Raw genomic sequence first — 18,952 nt, 5'->3', positions numbered from 1 at the left:
CAGCCTGCCGCCGATCCGGCGCCCGCACCGGCCGCGCCGGCCCGCGAGCGATGCGCAGCCGCTCGCCGCCGCGCCGCGCGACGACAACACCCGTGCCACGGCCGCCGCGAAAACGGCGAACGCCGGAACCGCTCATTAACGGAGAAAGGCATGCAATTCGACAAGCGCGCCTGGCTCGACAAGATCAAGCAGATGTTCGCGGGCTTCGACCGCCCGCTCGCCCTCATCGTGTTCCTGCTGCTTTGCGTGGGCATCGTCACGCTGTACAGCGCGAGCATCGACATGCCTGGCCGCGTCGAGGATCAACTACGCAACATCCTGCTGACGTTCGTGCTGATGTGGGTGATCGCCAACATTCCGCCGACGACGCTGATGCGCTTCGCAGTCCCGCTGTATACGTTCGGGGTCGCGCTGCTGGTCGCGGTCGCGCTGTTCGGGATGACGAAGAAGGGCGCGAAGCGCTGGCTGAACGTCGGCGTCGTGATCCAGCCGTCGGAAATCCTCAAGATCGCGACACCGCTGATGCTCGCGTGGTACTACCAGCGCCGCGAAGGCGGGCTGCGCTGGTACGACTTCGTCGCCGCGTTCGGAATCCTGATGGTGCCGGTCGGCCTGATCGCGAAGCAGCCCGACCTCGGCACCGGCCTGCTCGTGTTCGCGGCCGGCTTCTTCGTGATCTACCTCGCCGGCCTGTCGTTCAAGCTGATCGTGCCGGTGCTCGTCGCGGGCGTGATCGCGGTCGGCTCGATCGCCGTGTTCGAGGAGCGCATTTGCCAGCCCGAAGTGCAGTGGCCGCTGATGCACGACTATCAGAAGCACCGCGTATGCACGCTGCTCGATCCGACCTCCGACCCGCTCGGCAAAGGCTTCCACACGATCCAGGCCGTGATCGCGATCGGCTCGGGCGGCGCGCTCGGCAAGGGCTACCTGAAAGGCACGCAGGCCCACCTCGAATTCATTCCGGAGAAGCACACCGACTTCATCTTCGCGGTGTTCTCCGAGGAATGGGGGCTCGCCGGCGGCCTCGTATTGCTGACGCTGTACATGGCGCTGATCGCGCGCGGGCTCTACATCGCCGCGCAGGGCGCGACGCTGTTCGGACGGCTGCTCGCGGGTTCGCTCACGCTCGCGTTCTTCGTCTATGCGTTCGTGAACATCGGGATGGTGAGCGGCGTGCTGCCGGTGGTCGGTGTGCCGCTGCCGTTCATGAGCTACGGCGGCACCGCGCTCGCGACGCTCGGCATCGCGATCGGGATGATCATGAGCGTCGGGCGGCAGCGGCGGCTGATGAAGAGCTGACGGCGGCGCACCGCGCGCGGTCGCACGCATTCGCGACAACGGAAAACGGCGCGTCGGGCGCCGTTTTCGCTGTGTGGAGAGCGAAGGCCGCAGCCGGCCGCTCACTGCGGCGTCGCGCGCGGGCTCCCGCGGTCGGCACCGGCGCCCGACGCCGGCTCCTGCGCCTTCAGCCGCGCGCTCAGCTCCTTGAACTTCAACCCGGCGGCCTCGTCGCCGTGCGCGGCCGCGGCCGCGTAGTACGCGCGCGCGATGTTCAGGTTCTGCGTGACGCCGTCGCCGCCGCGCTCGTAGAACGAAGCCGTCACGTACTGCGCGGTCGGCTCGCCCGCATCGGCCGCCTGCTTGTACCAGACGAACGCCTGCCGGTTGTCGCGCGGCGTGCCGCGCCCGTCGAGGAACTGGTTCGCGAGCGACAGCTCGGCCTGAACGTGCCCCTGCTTCGCCGCGCGCAGGAACCAGCGGTGCGCTTCTGCCGGATTGCGGGCGACGAATTCGCCGTCGTCGAACATCCGCCCGTACACGTACTGCGCATGCGACATGTTCGCGTCGGCGGCCCGCTTCAGCCAGCGCAGCCCTTCGTCGACGTTCGCGGTCACGCCGACGCCGGTGAGCAGCATCATCGCGTAGTTGAACTGCGCGAGCCGGTCGCCGCGTTCGGCCGCATCGTGGAACTGCACCAGCGCCGCGCGATAGTCGCCGGCGTTGTAGTCAGCGACCGCCGACTGCGTCTCGCGCGCCGGATCGGGTTTCGTGTGCGGCGCGTTCTGAGCCCATGCGGCAGCGCATACGGCCAGGAGCGCGCACGTCGCGCCGATCCGCCTGCGTGCGTTGATCGCGCGCCGCGCGCGGGCCGCGCCCGCGCCGCCATCACCATCGCCGCCGTTCATGACCGTGCCTCCTGCAGCGCCTGCCGCGTCGCGCGCAGCAGCCACGTCACGTCGGCCGACAGCGTGATCATTCGATAGCCGGCCTCGCGATACTGGCGCGCGCTCGCCGTATCGCTCGCGAAGACACCGACCGCGACGCCTGCCTGCCGGCCGGCCGCGAGCACGCGCGCCATCGCGGTCTCGACGTCCGGGTGGCGGCTGTCGCCGAGATGCCCGAGACTCGCCGCCAGATCGGCCGGGCCGATGAACAGGCAGTCGACGCCCGGCGTCGCGGCGATCCGCTCGACTTCATCGATCCCGCGCGCCGATTCGATCTGCACGATCACCGCGACCTGCGCGTTCGCCGTCTGCAGGTAATCGCGGCGCATGCCGTACGCGGCCGCGCGAACCATTCCGGCGACGCCGCGCAGCCCGTCCGGCGAATCCGGCGACGGAAAGCGCGTGAGCCGGACTGCGTGCGCGGCATCGTCGGGCGTCTCGATGCACGGGAACATCAGCGTGCGCGCGCCTGCGTCGAGCGCGCGCTTCACGAGCCACGGCTCGCGGCCCGGCACGCGCACGACGGGCTCGCTCGGCAGGTGCGCGGCGGCCAGCGCGCGCAGTTGCGACGCGACGTCGCGACTGTCGTTCGGCGCATGTTCCATGTCGATGCAGAGCCAGTCGTAGCCGGCATGCGCGAGCGCTTCCGCAGCCGAATCGCAGCCGAGCGACAGCCACAGGCCGTACAGCGGCTCGTCGCCGTCGTGCAGACGCTGCTTGAGGGAATTGGTGAGCGTGCTCATCGATACGGGCTCCTGGACGGAACGGCAATCGAACGGGACAAGCAACGGGCGCAAGCGGGTGCAGCGCGTCGTGCGGCGCAGCACGGCGGCTGCGCCGAACCGCACCCTGGAACGTTGGTCGGCGCGGGACGGCCGATCTGACAGCGGGGGCCGCGCACGGGCGCGCTTTCGGCGCTATGCAACGATCATAGCGCGGCGATAGGCGAATGTGGGATCAGGCGGGAAGCGGCGCCGCAGCGGGCGCGACCGGGCGCCGCATCGCGGGCAGCCGCCGGCCGGCAGCCGCGCGAGCGCGCGGGCCGGCGCGGGAACGTCAGCCAGCCGGGTCGCGCTCGACGTCGGCCCAGCAGTTCGGCGTTTCGTACAGGCGCACGCGCTCGAGACGCAAGTTCACGCCGTAGTGCGCGTCGTACACGTTCGCAAGGATGTCGAACGCGATGGCCGCGAGATTCTCGACGGTCGGAATCCGGTCGAGCACGACGGTCTTGTGGTCGGCCATCTGCTCGAGGAACGAACGCACGACCTCGTCGCGCGCATAGACGAGGAACGCGTGATCCCACTTGTTGACGAGGTGCTCGACCGCGAGCGCCTTCACGTCGGCGAAATCCATCACCATGCCGCGGTCGGGCGCCCCCTCGGTATCGACGAGATCGCCGCGCAGCGTGATTTCGAGCACGTAGCGATGGCCGTGCAGGTTCCTGCACTGGCTGCGGTGATCGGGAATGCGGTGGCCCGCGTCGAATTCGAGTTTTCGGGTAATCAGCACGATGTCAAAAGCCGTGGCTCAGGGAATGTTCAGATATTTGTGGGTCTGCATCGACAGCCGCCACTGCGGATGCCGCTTGCACCAGTCGATCGCGAGCTTCGTGTTGATGTCGCGCGACGGGCCGTCCATCGGCTGCACGAGAAAATACTCGAAGTCGAGCTTCGCGTAGTCGGCAAGCCGCTGGTTGTCCTGCGGAATCACGACCTTCAGTTCGTTGCCCTTCGTGACGACGAGCGGCGCGTCGGCCTTCGGGCTCACGCAGATCCAGTCGATCGTGTCGAGCACCGGCAGCGAGCCGTTGGTTTCGATCGCGATCTCGAAGCCGGCCGCGTGCAGCGCGTCGACGAGCGGCTGGTCGAGCTGCAGCATCGGCTCGCCGCCCGTGCAGACGACGAAGCGGTGTGCTTCGCCGTCCGGCCACAGACCGGCGATCGTCGCGACGAGCGCGTCGGCGTCCTTGAACTTGCCGCCGTTTTCGCCGTCGGTGCCGACGAAGTCGGTATCGCAGAAGCGGCACACGGCGTCCGCACGATCCTCTTCGCGGCCCGACCACAAATTGCAGCCGGCGAACCGGCAGAACACGGCCGGCCGGCCCGCATTCGCGCCCTCGCCCTGCAACGTGTAGAAAATTTCCTTGACCGCGTAAGTCATCGTGCTTCGTCCGGCTCGCGCCGCTCGTTGTCGATCAGAATCCGTTGTCCATCCGGCGCAGCCGGCGCATCCGCGTCACAGCGGCGCTTCGGTCACGCGCTCGCCCTTCAGGTAAGCCTCGTAGCCGCGCTTGCGCAGCTTGCAGGCCGGGCATTCGCCGCAGCCGAAGCCCCAGTCGTGCAGTTCCGCGCGCTCGCCGACGTAGCACGTGTGCGTCTCGACGCGGATCAGCTCGACGAGCGCCTGACCGCCCAACTGCTCGGCGAGTTGCCAGGTCTGCGCCTTGTCGAGCCACATCAGCGGCGTCTCGAGCACCATGCGCGTATCCATCCCGAGATTCAGCGCGACCTGCAGCGCCTTCATCGTATCGTCGCGGCAGTCGGGGTAGCCCGAAAAATCCGTCTCGCACATCCCGCCGACCAGCACGCGCAGCCCGCGACGATAGGCGATCGCCGCGGCGATCGTCATGAACATCAGGTTGCGGCCCGGCACGAACGTGTTCGGCAGGCCGTTCGCCGCGGTCTCGATCTCGATCGTGCGCGTCATCGCGGTATCGCTGATCGCGCCGAGCACCGACAGGTCGATCATGTGATCGTCGCCGAGTCGGTCCGACCACGCCGGAAACTTGCGCTTCAGCGCGTCGCGCACGCCCTCGCGACACTCGAGTTCGACGCGATGACGCTGCCCGTAATCGAAGCCGAGCGTCTCGACCGTCTGGTAGCGTTCGAGCGCCCAGGCCACGCACGTGGCCGAGTCCTGCCCGCCGGAAAACAACACGAGCGCGCCGTCTTTAGCGTCTGTCCGAATCACCGTGATACTCCGTGAATGTGTAGGCTCGCGTCGCGCTGCGCGCCGGGGCCGGCTGCCGCCGGGCGGCCCGACGCGTGCCGGCCTGCGCCGGCTCGACCAGTATAGGCAGCGTGACCGGCCGCGAACGCGGCGGCGCGCTTATACCGCTCATCGCGCGGCATCGTTGCCGCGCGTCACGGCGGCGCCTGCGGGCAGCCGGCCGTGCTGCATGGAAGCAATGCGCTAAGTCATTGAGCGGGCACGGATTTTATCATGCCCCGGCGAATGCTGCCGGGCACGCCGCCAACGACGCGCGATATCCACCACAAACGAAAAACCCCAAGAACCTTCCGATTCTTGGGGTTTTAAATGCTGGTGGCCTGGGACGGAATCGAACCATCGACACGCGGATTTTCAATCCGCTGCTCTACCAACTGAGCTACCGGGCCAACGAAGAATGAAAGTATATCGAGCCCTCATCCCTTGCGCAAGGGTTTTGGCGAAATATTTTTATGCAGCGCCTTCCGACGGCTTCTTGCCGAGCTCGACGCCCAACTGCTTGAGCTTGCGATACAGGTGCGTGCGCTCGAGGCCCGTCTTCTCCGCGACGCGCGTCATGCTGCCGTTCTCGCGCGCGAGGTGATATTCGAAGTACGCACGCTCGAACGCGTCGCGCGCTTCGCGCAACGGAATGTCGAACGGAATCGCGGCCGTCTGCCCGGCGAGGCCGAGCGCCGCGGCCATGTCGTCGCCGAGCGTCGGCAATGCCGCCGCGGACGCGACCGCCGTCGGCCCCGCCGCCTGGCCGCCGCCCGCCTTCGCCGCCGCGTTGACCGACACCGGCGCCGCGCCGCGCGCGAGGCCGTGCTCGACCGACTTCAGCAGCTTCTGCAGCGCGATCGGCTTCTCGAGGAAATCGAGTGCGCCGATCTTCGTCGCCTCGACGGCCGTGTCGATCGTCGCGTGCCCGGACATCATGATCACGGGCATCGTCAACAGGCCCTGCGCCGCCCATTCCTTCAGCAGCGTCACGCCGTCGGTATCGGGCATCCAGATATCGAGCAGCACGAGATCGGGCGCCTGATTCAGCCGGTATTCCCGCGCGGCCTGCGCGTTCTCCGCTGCCTCGACGACGTGTCCTTCATCGCTGAGGATTTCCGAGAGCAATTCCCGGATGCCCATTTCATCATCTACCACCAGGATGGTTGCCATTTACGCTGCCTTTGTCTGCACACTTGCTTTTGTCTTGGCGGGCGCCGCCCCGCCCTGCGCGCCATGTTCGGCGCCTGGCGTATCGCTCGCCATCTGCAGGAACAGGATCGACACCTGCGCACCCTCGACGGTCTCGCCGTGCATGCGATTGCGCAGATCGATCCGCGCGCCGTGCTCGTCGACGATTTTCTTGACCGTGGCCAACCCGAGCCCCGTGCCCTTCGCCTTCGTCGTCACATAAGGCTCGAACGCGCGGGTCAGGATGCGTGCCGGAAAACCGGGCCCGTTGTCGGACACGGTAAGACGTACCGCGACGCGCGTTTTACCCTCGGCGTCGGGGTCGCCATATTCTACTGTCTTGGTTTCGATCAACACACGCGGATGCGCGACGTCCGCGACCGAATCCTGCGCGTTCTGCAGCAGGTTGTGAATCACCTGGCGCAACTGGGTCGCATCGCCGCGAATCACCGGCAGCGACGGCGCGAGCTCGGCGACGATCGCGCTCTTGCCTTCGCCGACACCATACAGCCCGAGCACCTCGCTCGCCAGATCGTTCAGCTGCAGGTTCGCGAGCACCGCCGGCGGCGTGCGCGCGTATTCGCGGAAGTCGTCGACCATCCGCTTCATCGCCGCCACCTGGTTGACGATCATCGTCGCACCGCGCTTGAGCACGTCGGCATCGTGCGGTTCGAGCTTGTCGGACAGCTTCATCTGCAGCCGCTCGGCCGACAGCTGGATCGGCGTCAGCGGGTTCTTGATCTCGTGCGCGAGCCGTCGCGCGACCTCGCCCCATGCGACCGAACGCTGCGCGGAAATGACGTCGGAGATGTCGTCGAACACGACGACGTAGCCGGACGTTTGCGGATCGTCGGCCTCGCCTTCGACCGTCGACACGAGGCGCGTGCCGCGCACGAGCAGCGTCAGCGGATCGGCTTCGCCCGGCACTTCGATCGCAAACTGCTGCTGCCAGTGGCCGCGGTCGCCGCTGCCGCCGTCGGAAGCCGCTTCGCGATCGGCGAACGCCTTGCGCACCATCGCGCCGAACTCCGCGACGACGCCGATCCGGTCGAGCGCCGTGCCGATCATCGAGCCGAACGGCTGCCGGAAAATGCGTTCGGCGCCGCGGTTCGCCGTCGTCAGCCGGAACTGACGGTCGAGCACGAACACGCCCGCGGTCAGGTTCGCGAGGATGCTCTCGAGATACGTCTTCGAATGTTCGAGCGCGATCCGGTTCTTCTCGACGGCGAGCCGCGCCTCGGACAGCTGGCGCGTCATCGCGTTGAACGATTGCGTGAGGAAGCCCAGCTCGTCGCGCGACTTGATCTCGCGCTTCGGCGTGTAATCGCCTTCGGTGATCTCCTTCGTGCCCTGCGCGAGCAGGAACAGCGGCCGCGCGAGCTGCTGGCCGAGCGCGAGCGCGAGCATCATCGCGATGAAGGTCGCGAGGAACAGCGCGAGCGTCAGCGTGCCGATGTACATCTTGCGCAGGCCCGTGCGGCCGAGCGATTTTTCCTGGTACTCGCGATACGCGCGCTGCACGGCGTCCGCGTTGTGCGCGAGCGTCGGCGGCACCGGCTGCGTGAGCTGCAGGAACCGCTCGGCCGGCTGCAGCAGCGACGTCGTCGCGTCCGGAATCGGCCGCACGACGCGCAGCCGCAGCGCGCCCTTCGCGCCGTGCGCGCGCGGATCGCCGTCGACTTCGCCCTCGATCGCCGCGTACGCGCCGTGTTCGCGCGCCTGGCTCAGCATCAGCGGCGTCGGCAGGTCGTCCGGAATCAGCGCGGCGAAATTGCCCGATGCCTGCGCAACGATGTGCAGGTCGGGCGCCGCGCCCGAGCCGCCGCGGCTCGGCTCGACGATCGTCGCGTCCTGCACGCCGAACTGGTCGCGCAAGCGCAGCAGCGTGAGCGTCGTGCCGTTCGTGTTCGCATCGACGCTCGCGAGCTGGTCGGACATCAGCCGCGCCTTCGTCTGCAGGTCGGACAGCGACGCGTCGAGCATGCCGCGGCCGAGATTCAGGCCGGCCGTCAGCGCGGTCTCGACGTTCACGTCGAACCACGACTCGATGCTGCGCGACACGAACTGGTACGACACGATGTAGATGATCCCGCCCGGCACCACGCCGACGAGCGCGAAGAACACCGCGAGTTTCGCGAGCAGCCGCGTGCCGAACTTGCCCTTCCTCAGCCGCACGACGATCATCCCGATCAGCCCGAGCACCACCAGCAGGAACACGAGCGCGACGATGATGTTCATCGCGTACAGCCACGAGTAGTAGCGGTCGAAGAATTCGGTGTTCGCGCTCGCGGCTGCGAGCAGCACGAGCAGCAGCAGCGCGGTGATCGCGACGGTCGACACGATCACGCGAATGAGGAGGCTCTTCCCGCTGGCCGCGCGGCGCACTTTATTTAGCACGTTCGGTCACCGTGAAGTTGAAGCGCTTCCAGTCGGACCCGAGCGTCCAGTCGCGATTGTTGACTGCATCGACCTGGAACGGCTTCGGCATCAGCGCCGTGTCGAGCTGCATCCGCACCGACGCCGTGTAGGTTTCGCCGGCGCGCACCTGGTTGCGGTCGATCACGTGCCACGACGTGATGTGCCGCACGACCGCGAGCGCATCCTTCAGCGACGGAAAGCCGAGCTGCAGCCCGCCCGTCGACACGCGGTACTCGCGCGTGAGCGGCTGGAACGACAGGCGGATGGTCTGCGACACCGACACCGGCTGCTCGTCGAACCAGTACCAGCGCGCGCGGCTCAGTTCGAAGTCCGTCGTGAAGTAAAGCGGGATGCCCTTGTTGACGGCATCTTCGAGGTTCGGGTTGAGTTCGAAATCGAACCGGGCATCGAGGCTCCAGCCGCTTCCGTCAGCCTGCAGCGAAGCACGCTGCACGGCGATCGATTCGGCGCGCGCCGGCCGAACGACAGCCAGGCACAGCGCCAGCGCGACCAGCAGGACGGCCGCGAGCCGAAGTGGAAAAAGGTGTTTGATCGTCACCGTTTCTGAAACCGCGCGTAGAAGAATCCGTCGTGATCGGTGTTCTGGTCGAGTGCGCCGGCCGCCCCGCCGTGCGCGCCGCCCGGCAGCAGTTGGCCGGGCGCGTCCAATCGTACCGCATCTTCACAGGCCGCTTCAAACCAGCGGGCCTGCGATTCGCCCTCGTCGGGGAAGATCGAACAGGTCACGTAGAGCAGTTCGCCGCCCGGCTTCACGAGCGGCCACAGCGCCGTCAGGATGCGGCGCTGCTCCGCGACGAGCGCCGCGATGTCGGCTTCGCGGCGCAGCCAGCGGATGTCCGGATGGCGACGCACGATGCCCGACGCCGAGCACGGCACGTCGGCCAGGATCCGGTCGAACGGACGGCCGTCGTACCACGCGCCCGGTGCGCCCGCGTCGCCGACGCGCACGTCGGCGGCGAGCGACAGGCGCGCGAGGTTCTCGCCGATGCGCGCCGCGCGCGTTGCATCGCTTTCGAGCGCAACGACTTCCGCGTCGGCGAGCTCGAGGATATGGCCGGTCTTGCCGCCCGGCGCCGCGCACGCGTCGAGCACGCGCATGCCGTCGCGCGCACCGAGCCATTCGGCCGCGAGCTGCGCACCGGCGTCCTGCACCGACACGACGCCGTCGGCGAAACCCGGGATGCGTTCGACCGGCAGCGCCGATGCGAGCCGCACCGCATGGCGGCCGATCGCGGTCGCGTCGATCCCGCTCGCGCGCAGTGTGTCCAGATACGTGTCGACGCTCGCGCGGCGTGCGTTCACGCGCAGCGTCAACGGCCCCTGGCGCTCGCCGGCGGCAAGGATCGCCTGCCATGCGTCGGGCCATGCGCGCTTCACCGCGTCGATCCACCACGGGCGGTAGTTCCAGCGTGCGCCCGGATCGCCCTGCATCGCGGCGACGAGCGCGTCGCGCTCGCGCTGAAAACGCCGCAACACCGCGTTGACGAGACCCTTCGCGAACGCGTATTCGCGCCGCGCGCCGATCACGGTCACGGCCTGATCGACGATCGTGAACGCCGGATACGCGGCCGCGTCCTCGGGATCGAGCAGCAGCGCGAGCGCACCGGCGAGCACCGCATGCACGTGCGCGGGCGGCGCCTTGCTGACGAGCCGGCCGATCAGCCAGTCAGCGCTGCCGAGACGACGCATCGTCCGGTACGCGACGTCCTGCGTCGCGCCGCGTGCCAGCACCTGCGCGCCGGCCGGCATCTGCGCGAATACCGCGGCGAGCGCCGCCGGCAGCGCGGTGCCGCGGCGCACAGCGTCGACGGCCTGCGCGGCCGAGTCGAGCGCGAAGCCCAGCGAATCGGGCGCGAGATGCAGCGCGGACAGGCGCGCGGGGCGGCCGGCGGAAGACTGAGCGGAGGAACGGGTTCGTGTCATCGGAACAAAATCGGCAAGCGGACGCGGCGGGCAGCGGGAACCCTGCGGCCGCGAGGCCGCCGCGATTCCAAACCGCGCATTGTAGCGTGAGGCCAATGCGGCCCCTTTACGAGACACACAAATGAAACACCCCGCAGCGCGAGGCGTGCGGGGCGGCGTGCGGAGCGTGGTGCGGCTTAGTCGAAGCGGCCGGTGCGCGCCATTTCCATCAGGCGCGCGATGCGCTCCTCGGTGGCCGGGTGCGTGGAGAAGAGGTTCTGCAGCCCGCCGCCGTGCAGCGGGTTCATGATCATCATCTGCGCGGTGGCCGGGTGCGCTTCGGCCGCCTGGAACGGAATGCCGGCCGCATAGCGATGGATCTTGTCGAGCGCGGTGGCGAGCGACTGCGGATCGCCGGAGATCTGCGCGCCGCCGCGGTCGGCCTCGAACTCACGCGCCCGCGAAATCGCCATCTGGATCAGTGCACCGGCGATCGGCGCGAGCAGCGCGACCGCAATGCCCGCGATCGGGTTGGCCGGACGGCCGTTTTCATCGCGGCCGCCGAAGAACATCGCGAAGTTGGCCAGCGCCGAGATCGCACCCGCCATCGTCGCGGTGATCGTCGAGATCAGGATGTCGCGGTGCTTCACGTGCGCGAGCTCGTGCGCCATCACGCCGCGCATCTCGCGCTCGGACAGCACGCGCAGGATGCCCGTGGTGGCCGCGACCGCCGCGTGCTCGGGGTTGCGGCCCGTCGCGAACGCGTTCGGCGCATCCTCGTTGATCAGGTACACGCGCGGCATCGGCAGGTTCGCGCGCGTGGCGAGCTCGCGCACCATCCGGTAGAACTGCGGCGCCGTGTTCTCGTCGACTTCCTGCGCGTTGTACATGCGCAGCACCATCTTGTCGGAGAACCAGTAAGAGAAGAAATTCATGCCGAGCGCGAACAGCAGCGCGATCGTCATCCCGCGCGAGCCGCCGATCATGCCGCCGATCACGATGAACAGGGCCGTGATCGCGGCCATCAGCATCGCCGTTTTGACCCAATTGAACATACCCACTCCTTATCCGTCAGGGGACCCGCCGCACATCCCAGCGCGGCGGAAAATTGTAAGCGATTTGTTAGATAAGGTCTTGCCGGAAAAATTCAATCTCAGCGTTGCGCCGCCGCGAGCCGCAGCCCGAGGCCGACGAACACGCTGCCGACCGTGCGATCGAGCCACTTCTTGACGCCCGGCTTGCCGGAAAAGCGTTGCGTGACACTGCCCGCGACCCACGCGACGATAGAGGTCCAGACCGTGCTCATCACGACGAACACCGAGCCGAGCGCCAGAAACGGCAGCGCCTTGTGCGGGCTGTCGGCCGACACGAATTGCGGGAAGAACGACACGAAGAACAGCACGACCTTCGGGTTCAGCACGTTGGTCCAGAAACCCTGCATGAACAACTGGCGCAGCGGCTTTGCGGCCGTGGCCGGCTCCGCCTGCGCGCCTGTTTGCGCGGCGGCCTGCTTCGTGACGATCATGCGCACGCCGAGGTAGATCAGGTACGCGGCACCGACCAGCTTGATCACCGTGAACGCAGCCGCCGACGCGGCGAGCAGCGCGGTCAACCCGAACGCGCACGCGAGCGCGTGCACACAGCAGCCGGCCGAGATGCCGAGCGCCGACATCAGCCCCGCGCCGCGGCCCTGCGCGACGCTGCGGCCGATGATGTACGCGGTGTCGGGGCCGGGCGTGACGTTCAGCAGAAAAACCGCGAGCACGAAGAAGCCGAAATGGGTAATGCCAAGCATGAGAACCTCGAAACCGGAAAGCGCAGGGAAATTCTACGCGCGCCTGAAGCACCGCGCGACTCGGCCATCCGGCCGATTGCGCGCGGCCGGGATGTCGTGTCGAATGATGCTCAGCCCGCGTCGGGCAACGCGAAACGCTGGCCCGCGGCGAGCGGCGAGCCGGCCAGGAATTCGCGCGCGGGCAGGCGCTTGCCGCCCGGCTTCTGCAGCTGCGTGACGCGCAGCGCGCCGCTGCCGCACGCGACGACCACGCCTTCCGGCGCGGCTTCGACGATCGTGCCGGGCGTCATGTCGGCAATCGTGCCGCGCGCCGCCACGGGCTCGGCCGCCCACAGCTTGATCGCGGCGCCGTCGAGCGTCGCGACGCCGCCCGGGAACGGGTCGAACGCACGCACCTGGCGCGCGAGCACGTCGGCCGGCTTGCGCCAGTCGAGCGCCGCTTCGTGCTTGCCGATCTTTTCCGCATAGGTCACGCCGTCGGCCGGCTGCGGGATGGCGGGCAGCGTGCCGTCGCGCTCGAGCCGCACGAGCGCGTCGACGATCAGCCGCGCGCCGTCGGCGGCGAGCCGGTCGTGGAGCGTCGCCGTCGTATCGTCGGGCGCGATCGCGACGCGCGCTTCGTCGATCATCGCGCCGGTATCGAGGCCGACGTCCATCTGCATCAGCGTCACGCCCGTTTCGGCGTCACCGGCCTCGATTGCGCGATGAATCGGCGCGGCGCCGCGCCAGCGCGGCAGCAGCGACGCGTGGATGTTGATGCAGCCGGCGCGCGGAATGTCGAGCACTTCCTGCGGCAGCAGCAGGCCGTACGCGGCGACCACCATCACGTCGTGCGGGGTCGTGCGCAGCAGCTCGAGCGCGTCGGCCGCTTCTTGCGGGTACTTGCCCGCACGGCGCAGCGACGGCGGCTGCGCGACGGGCATCCCATGCTCGACGGCGTAGCGCTTCACCGCGCTTGCCTGCAGCTTCATCCCGCGCCCGGCCGGGCGGTCGGGCTGGGTGAGCACGAGCGGCACCGGAAAACCGGCTTCGTGGATCGCGGCGAGTGCAGCCGCGGCGAATTCCGGCGTGCCGGCAAAAATCACGCGCAACGTATGGGTCATGACAGCGTTCGGGAGGGCTTGGCGAACACGCGTCACATCGCGCGTTCGAGTTTCTTCATCTTCGTCTTGATGCGCGTCTGCTTGAGCGGCGACAGGTATTCGACGAACACGCGCCCCATCAGGTGATCCATCTCGTGCTGCACGCATACGGCCAGCAGGCCTTCGCAATCGAGTTCGAAGGTTTCGCCGTGCTCGTTGAGCGCACGCACGCGCACGTGGTCCGGACGCTCGACTTCGTCGTAGATGCCGGGCACCGACAGGCAGCCTTCCTCGTAGACCTGCTTCGCGTCGCTCGACCAGATGATCTCCGGGTTGATGAACGCACGCAGCTCGTTCTTCTCTTCGGAGACGTCGATCACGATCACGCGCTCGTGCACGTCGACCTGTGTCGCCGCGAGGCCGATGCCCGGCGCCGCGTACATGGTTTCGGCCATGTCGGCGACGAGCTTGCGGATCCGGTCGTCGACCTTGTCGACGGGCTTGGCGACCTTGTGCAGCCGCTTGTCGGGGTAATGAAGAATGTTCAGCAAAGCCATGGTGTTCGGTATTCGGTGAAGCGGCGTGCCGCATCGGCCATCCGGCCGGCTGGCGCCACTGCCGGGATGCAATGAAGATGAGGCACACGCGCGGCATATCAATGCCGCAGGTCATGCCTCCTGCAATTGGCCGGACGCCCGTGCGCGCGGCCCTGTCGAGTATTTCGGATGATGAAAATTTTATCATGGCGCCACGCGGTCCGCTGGCGGTCGCATTCGAAGGGAGCCCCATGTCGCCGCAAGCGCTGACCGCCTCCGCGCTGCGCGCGTGGCTACAGCTCGCGCATGCGCCTGGCCTCGCTCCCGCCGTGCTGCGGGTGCTGCTCGATGCGTTCGGGTCGCCGGCCGCGCTGCTGCGCGCATCGGACGATGCGATCGCGGCCGCGAGCAGCGTGGCCGCCGCGCGGGCGCTGCGCGCCACCGAGCGCGACGACCTCGACGCGCGCACCGACGCCGCGCTCGCGTGGCTCGAACTGCCCGGCAATGCGATCGTCACGCTCGGCGATTCCGCGTACCCGCCGCGGCTGTGCGATCTGCACGACCCGCCGCCGCTGCTATATGTAAAGGGCCGGCTCGACCTGCTGCATGCGCGCGGCATCGCGGTGGTCGGCAGCCGACATGCGACACCCCAAGGGCTCGCCGACGCCACACGCTTCGCGCATGCCCTGTCCGATGCGGGGTTCGCGATCGTCTCCGGCCTCGCGCTCGGCATCGACGGCGCCGCACACCGCGGCGGGCTCGACGGCCGAGCCGGTACGATCGCGGTCATCGCGACGGGCGCCGATCTCGTCTATCCGGCGCGCCACCGGGCGCTGGCGCACGAGATCGCCGCCCGCGGCGCGATCGTGTCGGAATGGCCGCTCGGCACGCCGGCGCGCGCGTCGCATTTTCCGCAGCGCAACCGGCTGATTGCCGCGCTTGCGCTCGGCGCGCTCGTCGTCGAAGCCGCGCCGCGCTCCGGCTCGCTGATCACCGCGCGGCTCGCGAACGAACTCGGGCGTGACGTGTTCGCGATGCCGGGCTCGATCCACGCACCGCTCGCGCAGGGTTGCCACGCGCTGATTCGCGACGGCGCAAAGCTGACCGCGACGCCGCTCGACGTGCTCGAGGAGTACGGCGTGGGCGCCCCGGCGACCGCCGTGAGCCACGCCCCGGCGAATGCGCGTTCGCGCCCCGATAACGGCGACGCCGGCGAAGCGCCCGGCCGCGACGCGAGCAAGTCCGTCGCGACAGCGGATTGCGCGGCACTACCCGCCGCAGCCGACGTGAGCGCAGCGGCGCCGCCCGACGACCCGGCTACACGAGCCGTGCTCGCTGCATTGGGATACGGCCCCGTCACCTATGAGTGGCTGGCCGAGCACAGCGGGCTGTCCGACGAGGTACTGCACGGTGCGCTGCTCGCGCTCGAACTGGCCGGCCGCGTCGCGAGCGTGGCCGGCGGGCGCTTCGCGCGGCTTGATGCGGCGCCCACCCCGGCTCCGGCCGGCGTGCTACATTCCCCCGCATAGGAGCGGCCGTGCCGCCGACGATATCCAAGGAATTCCATGCCCGCGCTGAATCTCGACACCGATGCCGATCGGATCGCCGAGCGCCTCGCCGATCCCGACACGCTGCTGGTCGCCTGCCTGTGCGCCGAATGGTGCGGCACCTGCCGCGACTACCGCGCCGCGTTCGACCAGCTCGCCGACGCCCATCCCGGCGCCTGCTTCGCGTGGATCGACATCGAAACCCATGCCGACCGGCTCGACGACCTCGACGTCGAGAATTTCCCGACCATCCTGATCGAGGACGCGAACACCGCCCGCTTCTTCGGCACGGTGCTGCCTCACGCGGCGATCGTCGAGCGGATGCTGGCCGACCTGAGCGCGGTACCCGGTGCACCGCACGCACCGAAATTGCGCAACATCCTCAACGTCGAGGCGTGAACCGTGCGCCGCCCAGGCGGCGCCGCACGCCGTTGAGCGTGCCGCCGCGCCGGGCGCTTGCCGCCGTTGCGCCCCCCCTCTATGATGAGCCGCTTTTTTACACGCCGAGCCGCCGTCGCCCCCGCGTGTGCTATAAAGCCGTCGTAAAAGGGACCCACACCGGCGAACCCGGTCTACCAACATACATCTGTCATGTCCAAAGCACTGATCATTGCGGAAAAGCCTTCTGTCGCGAACGACATCGCGCGCGCTTTGGGCGGCTTTACCAAGCATGACGAATACTTCGAGAGCGACGAATTCGTCCTGTCGTCCGCGGTCGGCCACCTGCTGGAGATCGCCGCCCCGGAAGAGTACGAGGTCAAGCGCGGGAAATGGAGCTTCGCTCATCTGCCCGTCATCCCCCCGCATTTCGACCTGAACCCGATCGCAAAAAGCGAGTCGCGCCTGAAGGTGCTCACCAAGCTGATGAAGCGCAAGGACGTCGATCGCCTGATCAACGCATGTGACGCGGGGCGCGAGGGCGAACTGATCTTCCGCCTGATCGTGCAGCACGCGAAGGCGAAGCAGCCGGTCCAGCGCCTGTGGCTGCAATCGATGACGCCGCAGGCGATTCGCGACGGTTTCGCGCACCTGCGCAGCGACGCCGACATGCAGCCGCTCGCCGACGCGGCCCGGTGCCGCTCGGAAGCGGACTGGCTCGTCGGGATCAACGGCACGCGCGCGATGACCGCGTTCAACAGCAAGGGCGGCGGCTTTTTCTTGACGACTGTCGGCCGCGTTCAGACGCCAACGCTGTCGATCGTCGTCGAACGTGAAGAGAAAATCCGCCGTTTCGTTCCGCGCGACTACTGGGAAGTGAAGGCCGAGTTCGCGTGCGCGGGCGGGTTCTACGAAGGCAAGTGGTTCGACCCGAAATTCAAGCGCGACGAATTCGATCCGGAAAAGCGCGACTCCCGGCTGTGGAGCCTGCCGGCGGCCGAAACGATCGTCGCCGCGTGCCGCGACCAGATCGGCACGGTGTCCGAGGAATCGAAGCCGTCGACGCAGCTGTCGCCGCTGCTGTTCGACCTGACGAGCCTGCAGCGCGAGGCGAACAGCCGTTTCGGCTTTTCCGCGAAGAACACGCTCGGTCTCGCGCAGGCGCTGTATGAAAAGCACAAGGTGCTGACCTACCCGCGTACCGACGCACGCGCGCTGCCGGAGGACTACCTTTCGACGGTGCAGTCGACGCTCGAGATGCTCAAGGAGAGCCACAACTACCTGCCGCATGCGAAGCAGGTGCTCGACAAGGGCTGGGTGAAGCCGAACAAGCGGATCTTCGACAACTCGAAGATCAGCGACCACTTCGCAATCATCCCGACGCTGCAGGCGCCGAAGTCGCTGTCCGAGCCGGAGCAGAAGCTGTACGACATGGTCGTGAAGCGCTTCCTCGCGGTGTTCTTCCCGGCCGCCGAATTCCGCGTGACGACGCGTATCACCGAAGTCGCCGGCCATCACTTCAAGACCGAAGGCAAGGTGCTGGTCGAGCCGGGCTGGCTGCAGGTGTACGGCCGCGATGCCGAAGGCGCGGACGCGAATCTCGTGCCGGTGCAGAAGGACGAGAAGGTGAAGACGGACGAGATCGCCGCCGTCGCGCTCGTGACCAAACCGCCCGCACGCTACTCGGAAGCGACGCTGCTGTCGGCGATGGAAGGCGCAGGCAAGCTGGTCGAGGACGACGAGTTGCGCGAGGCGATGGCCGCGAAGGGCCTCGGCACGCCGGCGACGCGCGCGGCGATCATCGAAGGGCTGCTCGGCGAGAAATATCTCGTGCGCGAAGGCCGCGAGCTGATTCCGACCGCGAAGGCGTTCCAGCTGATGACGCTGCTGCGCGGGCTCGGCGTGAAGGAACTGACGGCCCCCGAACTCACCGGCGAATGGGAATACAAGCTGTCGCAGATGGAGCGCGGCAACCTCGGGCGCGACGCGTTCATGCAGGAAATCGCCCGCATGACGCAGCAGATCGTCAAGCGCGCGAAGGAATACGATTCCGACACGATCCCCGGCGACTACGCGACGCTGGAGACGCCGTGCCCGAACTGCGGCGGCCAGGTGAAGGAAAACTATCGCCGCTTCGCATGCACGAAATGCGATTTCTCGATCTCGAAGATTCCGGGCAGCCGGCAGTTCGAGATCGCGGAAGTCGAGGAACTGCTGCGGGAGAAGACGATCGGGCCGCTGTCCGGTTTCCGCAGCAAGATGGGGCGCCCGTTCTCGGCGATCCTGAAGCTGTCGTTCGACGATGAAACGAAGAACTACAAGCTCGAGTTCGACTTCGGCCAGGACCAGGGCGGTGACGAAGGCGAAGCGCCAGACTTCTCCGGGCAGGAACCGGTCGGCGCGTGCCCGAAGTGCAAAGGCCGCGTGTTCGAACACGGGATGAGCTACGTGTGCGAGCATTCGGTCGCGAATCCGAAGACGTGCGACTTCCGTTCGGGCAAGGTGATCCTGCAGCAGGAAATCACGCGCGAGCAGATGGCCAAGCTGCTGGCCGACGGTCGCACGGATCTGCTGCCGAACTTCAAGTCGTCGCGCACCGGCCGCAACTTCAAGGCGTTCCTCGTGAAGCAGCCGGACGGCAAGATCGGTTTCGAGTTCGAGAAGAAGGAGCCGAAGGCGGCCGCCGCGAAGAAGACGGCAAAATCGGCGACGAAGGATGCCGAAACCGTGACGGAAGGCGCCGACGAGAAACCGGCACCGGCGCGCAAGACCGCCGCCCGCAAGACGACGGCGCGCAAGACGGGCTCGTGACGACGTAGCAGCCCGGGGTTCCCCGGCGCGTCGCATGCCGGCCGCCGGCAAAAAAAGC

The 18,952-nt window shown here is 67.9% G+C and carries 17 protein-coding genes and 1 tRNA gene; 4 read left to right on the top strand and 14 right to left on the bottom strand.

Going from position 1 to position 18,952, the window contains the following annotated elements:
- The first annotated feature begins 150 nt into the window (after positions 1 to 150).
- On the top strand, positions 151 to 1,299 hold the full coding sequence (gene rodA / locus BSE24067_RS20440) for a rod shape-determining protein RodA (protein WP_151068737.1): 1,149 nt from the start codon (positions 151 to 153) through the stop codon (positions 1,297 to 1,299).
- A gap of 101 nt (positions 1,300 to 1,400) precedes the next feature.
- On the opposite strand, the gene BSE24067_RS20435 is transcribed toward rodA, so the two are convergent.
- The 14 genes from BSE24067_RS20435 to def all read right to left on the bottom strand — a co-directional run bounded on the left by BSE24067_RS20435 (position 1,401) and on the right by def (position 14,179).
- Complete coding sequence (locus BSE24067_RS20435) at positions 1,401 to 2,186, bottom strand: tetratricopeptide repeat protein (RefSeq protein WP_174904836.1); 786 nt, start codon at positions 2,184 to 2,186, stop codon at positions 1,401 to 1,403.
- Positions 2,183 to 2,968 carry an HpcH/HpaI aldolase family protein gene (locus tag BSE24067_RS20430; RefSeq protein WP_151068736.1) on the bottom strand — a complete coding sequence of 262 codons (786 nt, stop codon included), beginning with the start codon at positions 2,966 to 2,968 and terminating at the stop codon, positions 2,183 to 2,185. Before BSE24067_RS20430 ends, BSE24067_RS20435 begins: the two co-directional genes overlap by 4 nt.
- A 313-nt stretch (positions 2,969 to 3,281) precedes the next feature.
- A complete protein-coding gene (gene queD / locus BSE24067_RS20425; RefSeq protein ID WP_151064078.1) occupies positions 3,282 to 3,734 on the bottom strand; it encodes a 6-carboxytetrahydropterin synthase QueD in 453 nt (150 codons plus the stop codon).
- Between the two features lie 18 nt (positions 3,735 to 3,752).
- On the bottom strand, positions 3,753 to 4,385 hold the full coding sequence (gene queE / locus BSE24067_RS20420) for a 7-carboxy-7-deazaguanine synthase (RefSeq protein ID WP_151064079.1): 633 nt from the start codon (positions 4,383 to 4,385) through the stop codon (positions 3,753 to 3,755).
- A gap of 75 nt (positions 4,386 to 4,460) precedes the next feature.
- Positions 4,461 to 5,195 (bottom strand): 7-cyano-7-deazaguanine synthase QueC, encoded by a 735-nt coding sequence (queC, locus tag BSE24067_RS20415; protein ID WP_151064081.1) that lies wholly within the window; start codon positions 5,193 to 5,195, stop codon positions 4,461 to 4,463.
- Between the two features lie 352 nt (positions 5,196 to 5,547).
- Positions 5,548 to 5,623, bottom strand: a tRNA-Phe gene (locus BSE24067_RS20410).
- 61 nt (positions 5,624 to 5,684) lie between these two features.
- Positions 5,685 to 6,386 carry a response regulator transcription factor EsaR gene (gene esaR, locus BSE24067_RS20405; RefSeq protein WP_151064083.1) on the bottom strand — a complete coding sequence of 234 codons (702 nt, stop codon included), beginning with the start codon at positions 6,384 to 6,386 and terminating at the stop codon, positions 5,685 to 5,687.
- A complete protein-coding gene (esaS, locus tag BSE24067_RS20400) occupies positions 6,387 to 8,801 on the bottom strand; it encodes a sensor histidine kinase EsaS (protein WP_151064085.1) in 2,415 nt (804 codons plus the stop codon).
- Positions 8,791 to 9,381, bottom strand: a complete 591-nt coding sequence (locus BSE24067_RS20395; protein WP_151064086.1) for a DUF4390 domain-containing protein — start codon at positions 9,379 to 9,381, stop codon at positions 8,791 to 8,793. Before BSE24067_RS20395 ends, esaS begins: the two co-directional genes overlap by 11 nt.
- Complete coding sequence (gene rsmB, locus BSE24067_RS20390; RefSeq protein WP_151064087.1) at positions 9,378 to 10,766, bottom strand: 16S rRNA (cytosine(967)-C(5))-methyltransferase RsmB; 1,389 nt, start codon at positions 10,764 to 10,766, stop codon at positions 9,378 to 9,380. The genes BSE24067_RS20395 and rsmB overlap by 4 nt, the downstream gene beginning before the upstream one ends.
- Before the next feature lie 176 nt (positions 10,767 to 10,942).
- The gene (gene htpX, locus BSE24067_RS20385) at positions 10,943 to 11,800 is read right to left on the bottom strand and encodes a zinc metalloprotease HtpX (RefSeq protein WP_006485774.1); all 858 of its coding nucleotides are present in this window, start codon (positions 11,798 to 11,800) and stop codon (positions 10,943 to 10,945) included.
- A gap of 98 nt (positions 11,801 to 11,898) precedes the next feature.
- Positions 11,899 to 12,540, bottom strand: coding sequence for a LysE family translocator (locus tag BSE24067_RS20380; RefSeq protein ID WP_151064089.1), 642 nt, complete (start codon positions 12,538 to 12,540; stop codon positions 11,899 to 11,901).
- Positions 12,541 to 12,650: 110 nt separating this feature from the next.
- Positions 12,651 to 13,643 (bottom strand): methionyl-tRNA formyltransferase, encoded by a 993-nt coding sequence (gene fmt, locus BSE24067_RS20375; RefSeq protein WP_151064091.1) that lies wholly within the window; start codon positions 13,641 to 13,643, stop codon positions 12,651 to 12,653.
- 32 nt (positions 13,644 to 13,675) lie between these two features.
- Positions 13,676 to 14,179: a peptide deformylase gene (def, locus tag BSE24067_RS20370; protein WP_040142555.1), complete on the bottom strand. Its 504-nt coding sequence runs from the start codon at positions 14,177 to 14,179 to the stop codon at positions 13,676 to 13,678.
- Positions 14,180 to 14,364: 185 nt separating this feature from the next.
- On the opposite strand from def, the gene dprA reads away from it, so the two are divergent.
- The 3 genes from dprA (at position 14,365) to BSE24067_RS20355 (ending at position 18,894) form a co-directional block, all read left to right on the top strand.
- On the top strand, positions 14,365 to 15,687 hold the full coding sequence (gene dprA, locus BSE24067_RS20365) for a DNA-processing protein DprA (RefSeq protein ID WP_244130577.1): 1,323 nt from the start codon (positions 14,365 to 14,367) through the stop codon (positions 15,685 to 15,687).
- A gap of 36 nt (positions 15,688 to 15,723) precedes the next feature.
- The gene (locus BSE24067_RS20360; protein ID WP_151064093.1) at positions 15,724 to 16,104 is read left to right on the top strand and encodes a thioredoxin family protein; all 381 of its coding nucleotides are present in this window, start codon (positions 15,724 to 15,726) and stop codon (positions 16,102 to 16,104) included.
- Between the two features lie 192 nt (positions 16,105 to 16,296).
- Complete coding sequence (locus tag BSE24067_RS20355) at positions 16,297 to 18,894, top strand: DNA topoisomerase III (RefSeq protein ID WP_151064095.1); 2,598 nt, start codon at positions 16,297 to 16,299, stop codon at positions 18,892 to 18,894.
- Positions 18,895 to 18,952: the final 58 nt, after the last annotated feature.

Source organism: Burkholderia latens, from assembly GCF_902499045.1.
Taxonomy (GTDB): domain Bacteria; phylum Pseudomonadota; class Gammaproteobacteria; order Burkholderiales; family Burkholderiaceae; genus Burkholderia; species Burkholderia latens.
Note: the sequence above shows the minus strand (reverse complement) of the source record. Positions and strands in the feature narration are given on the sequence as shown.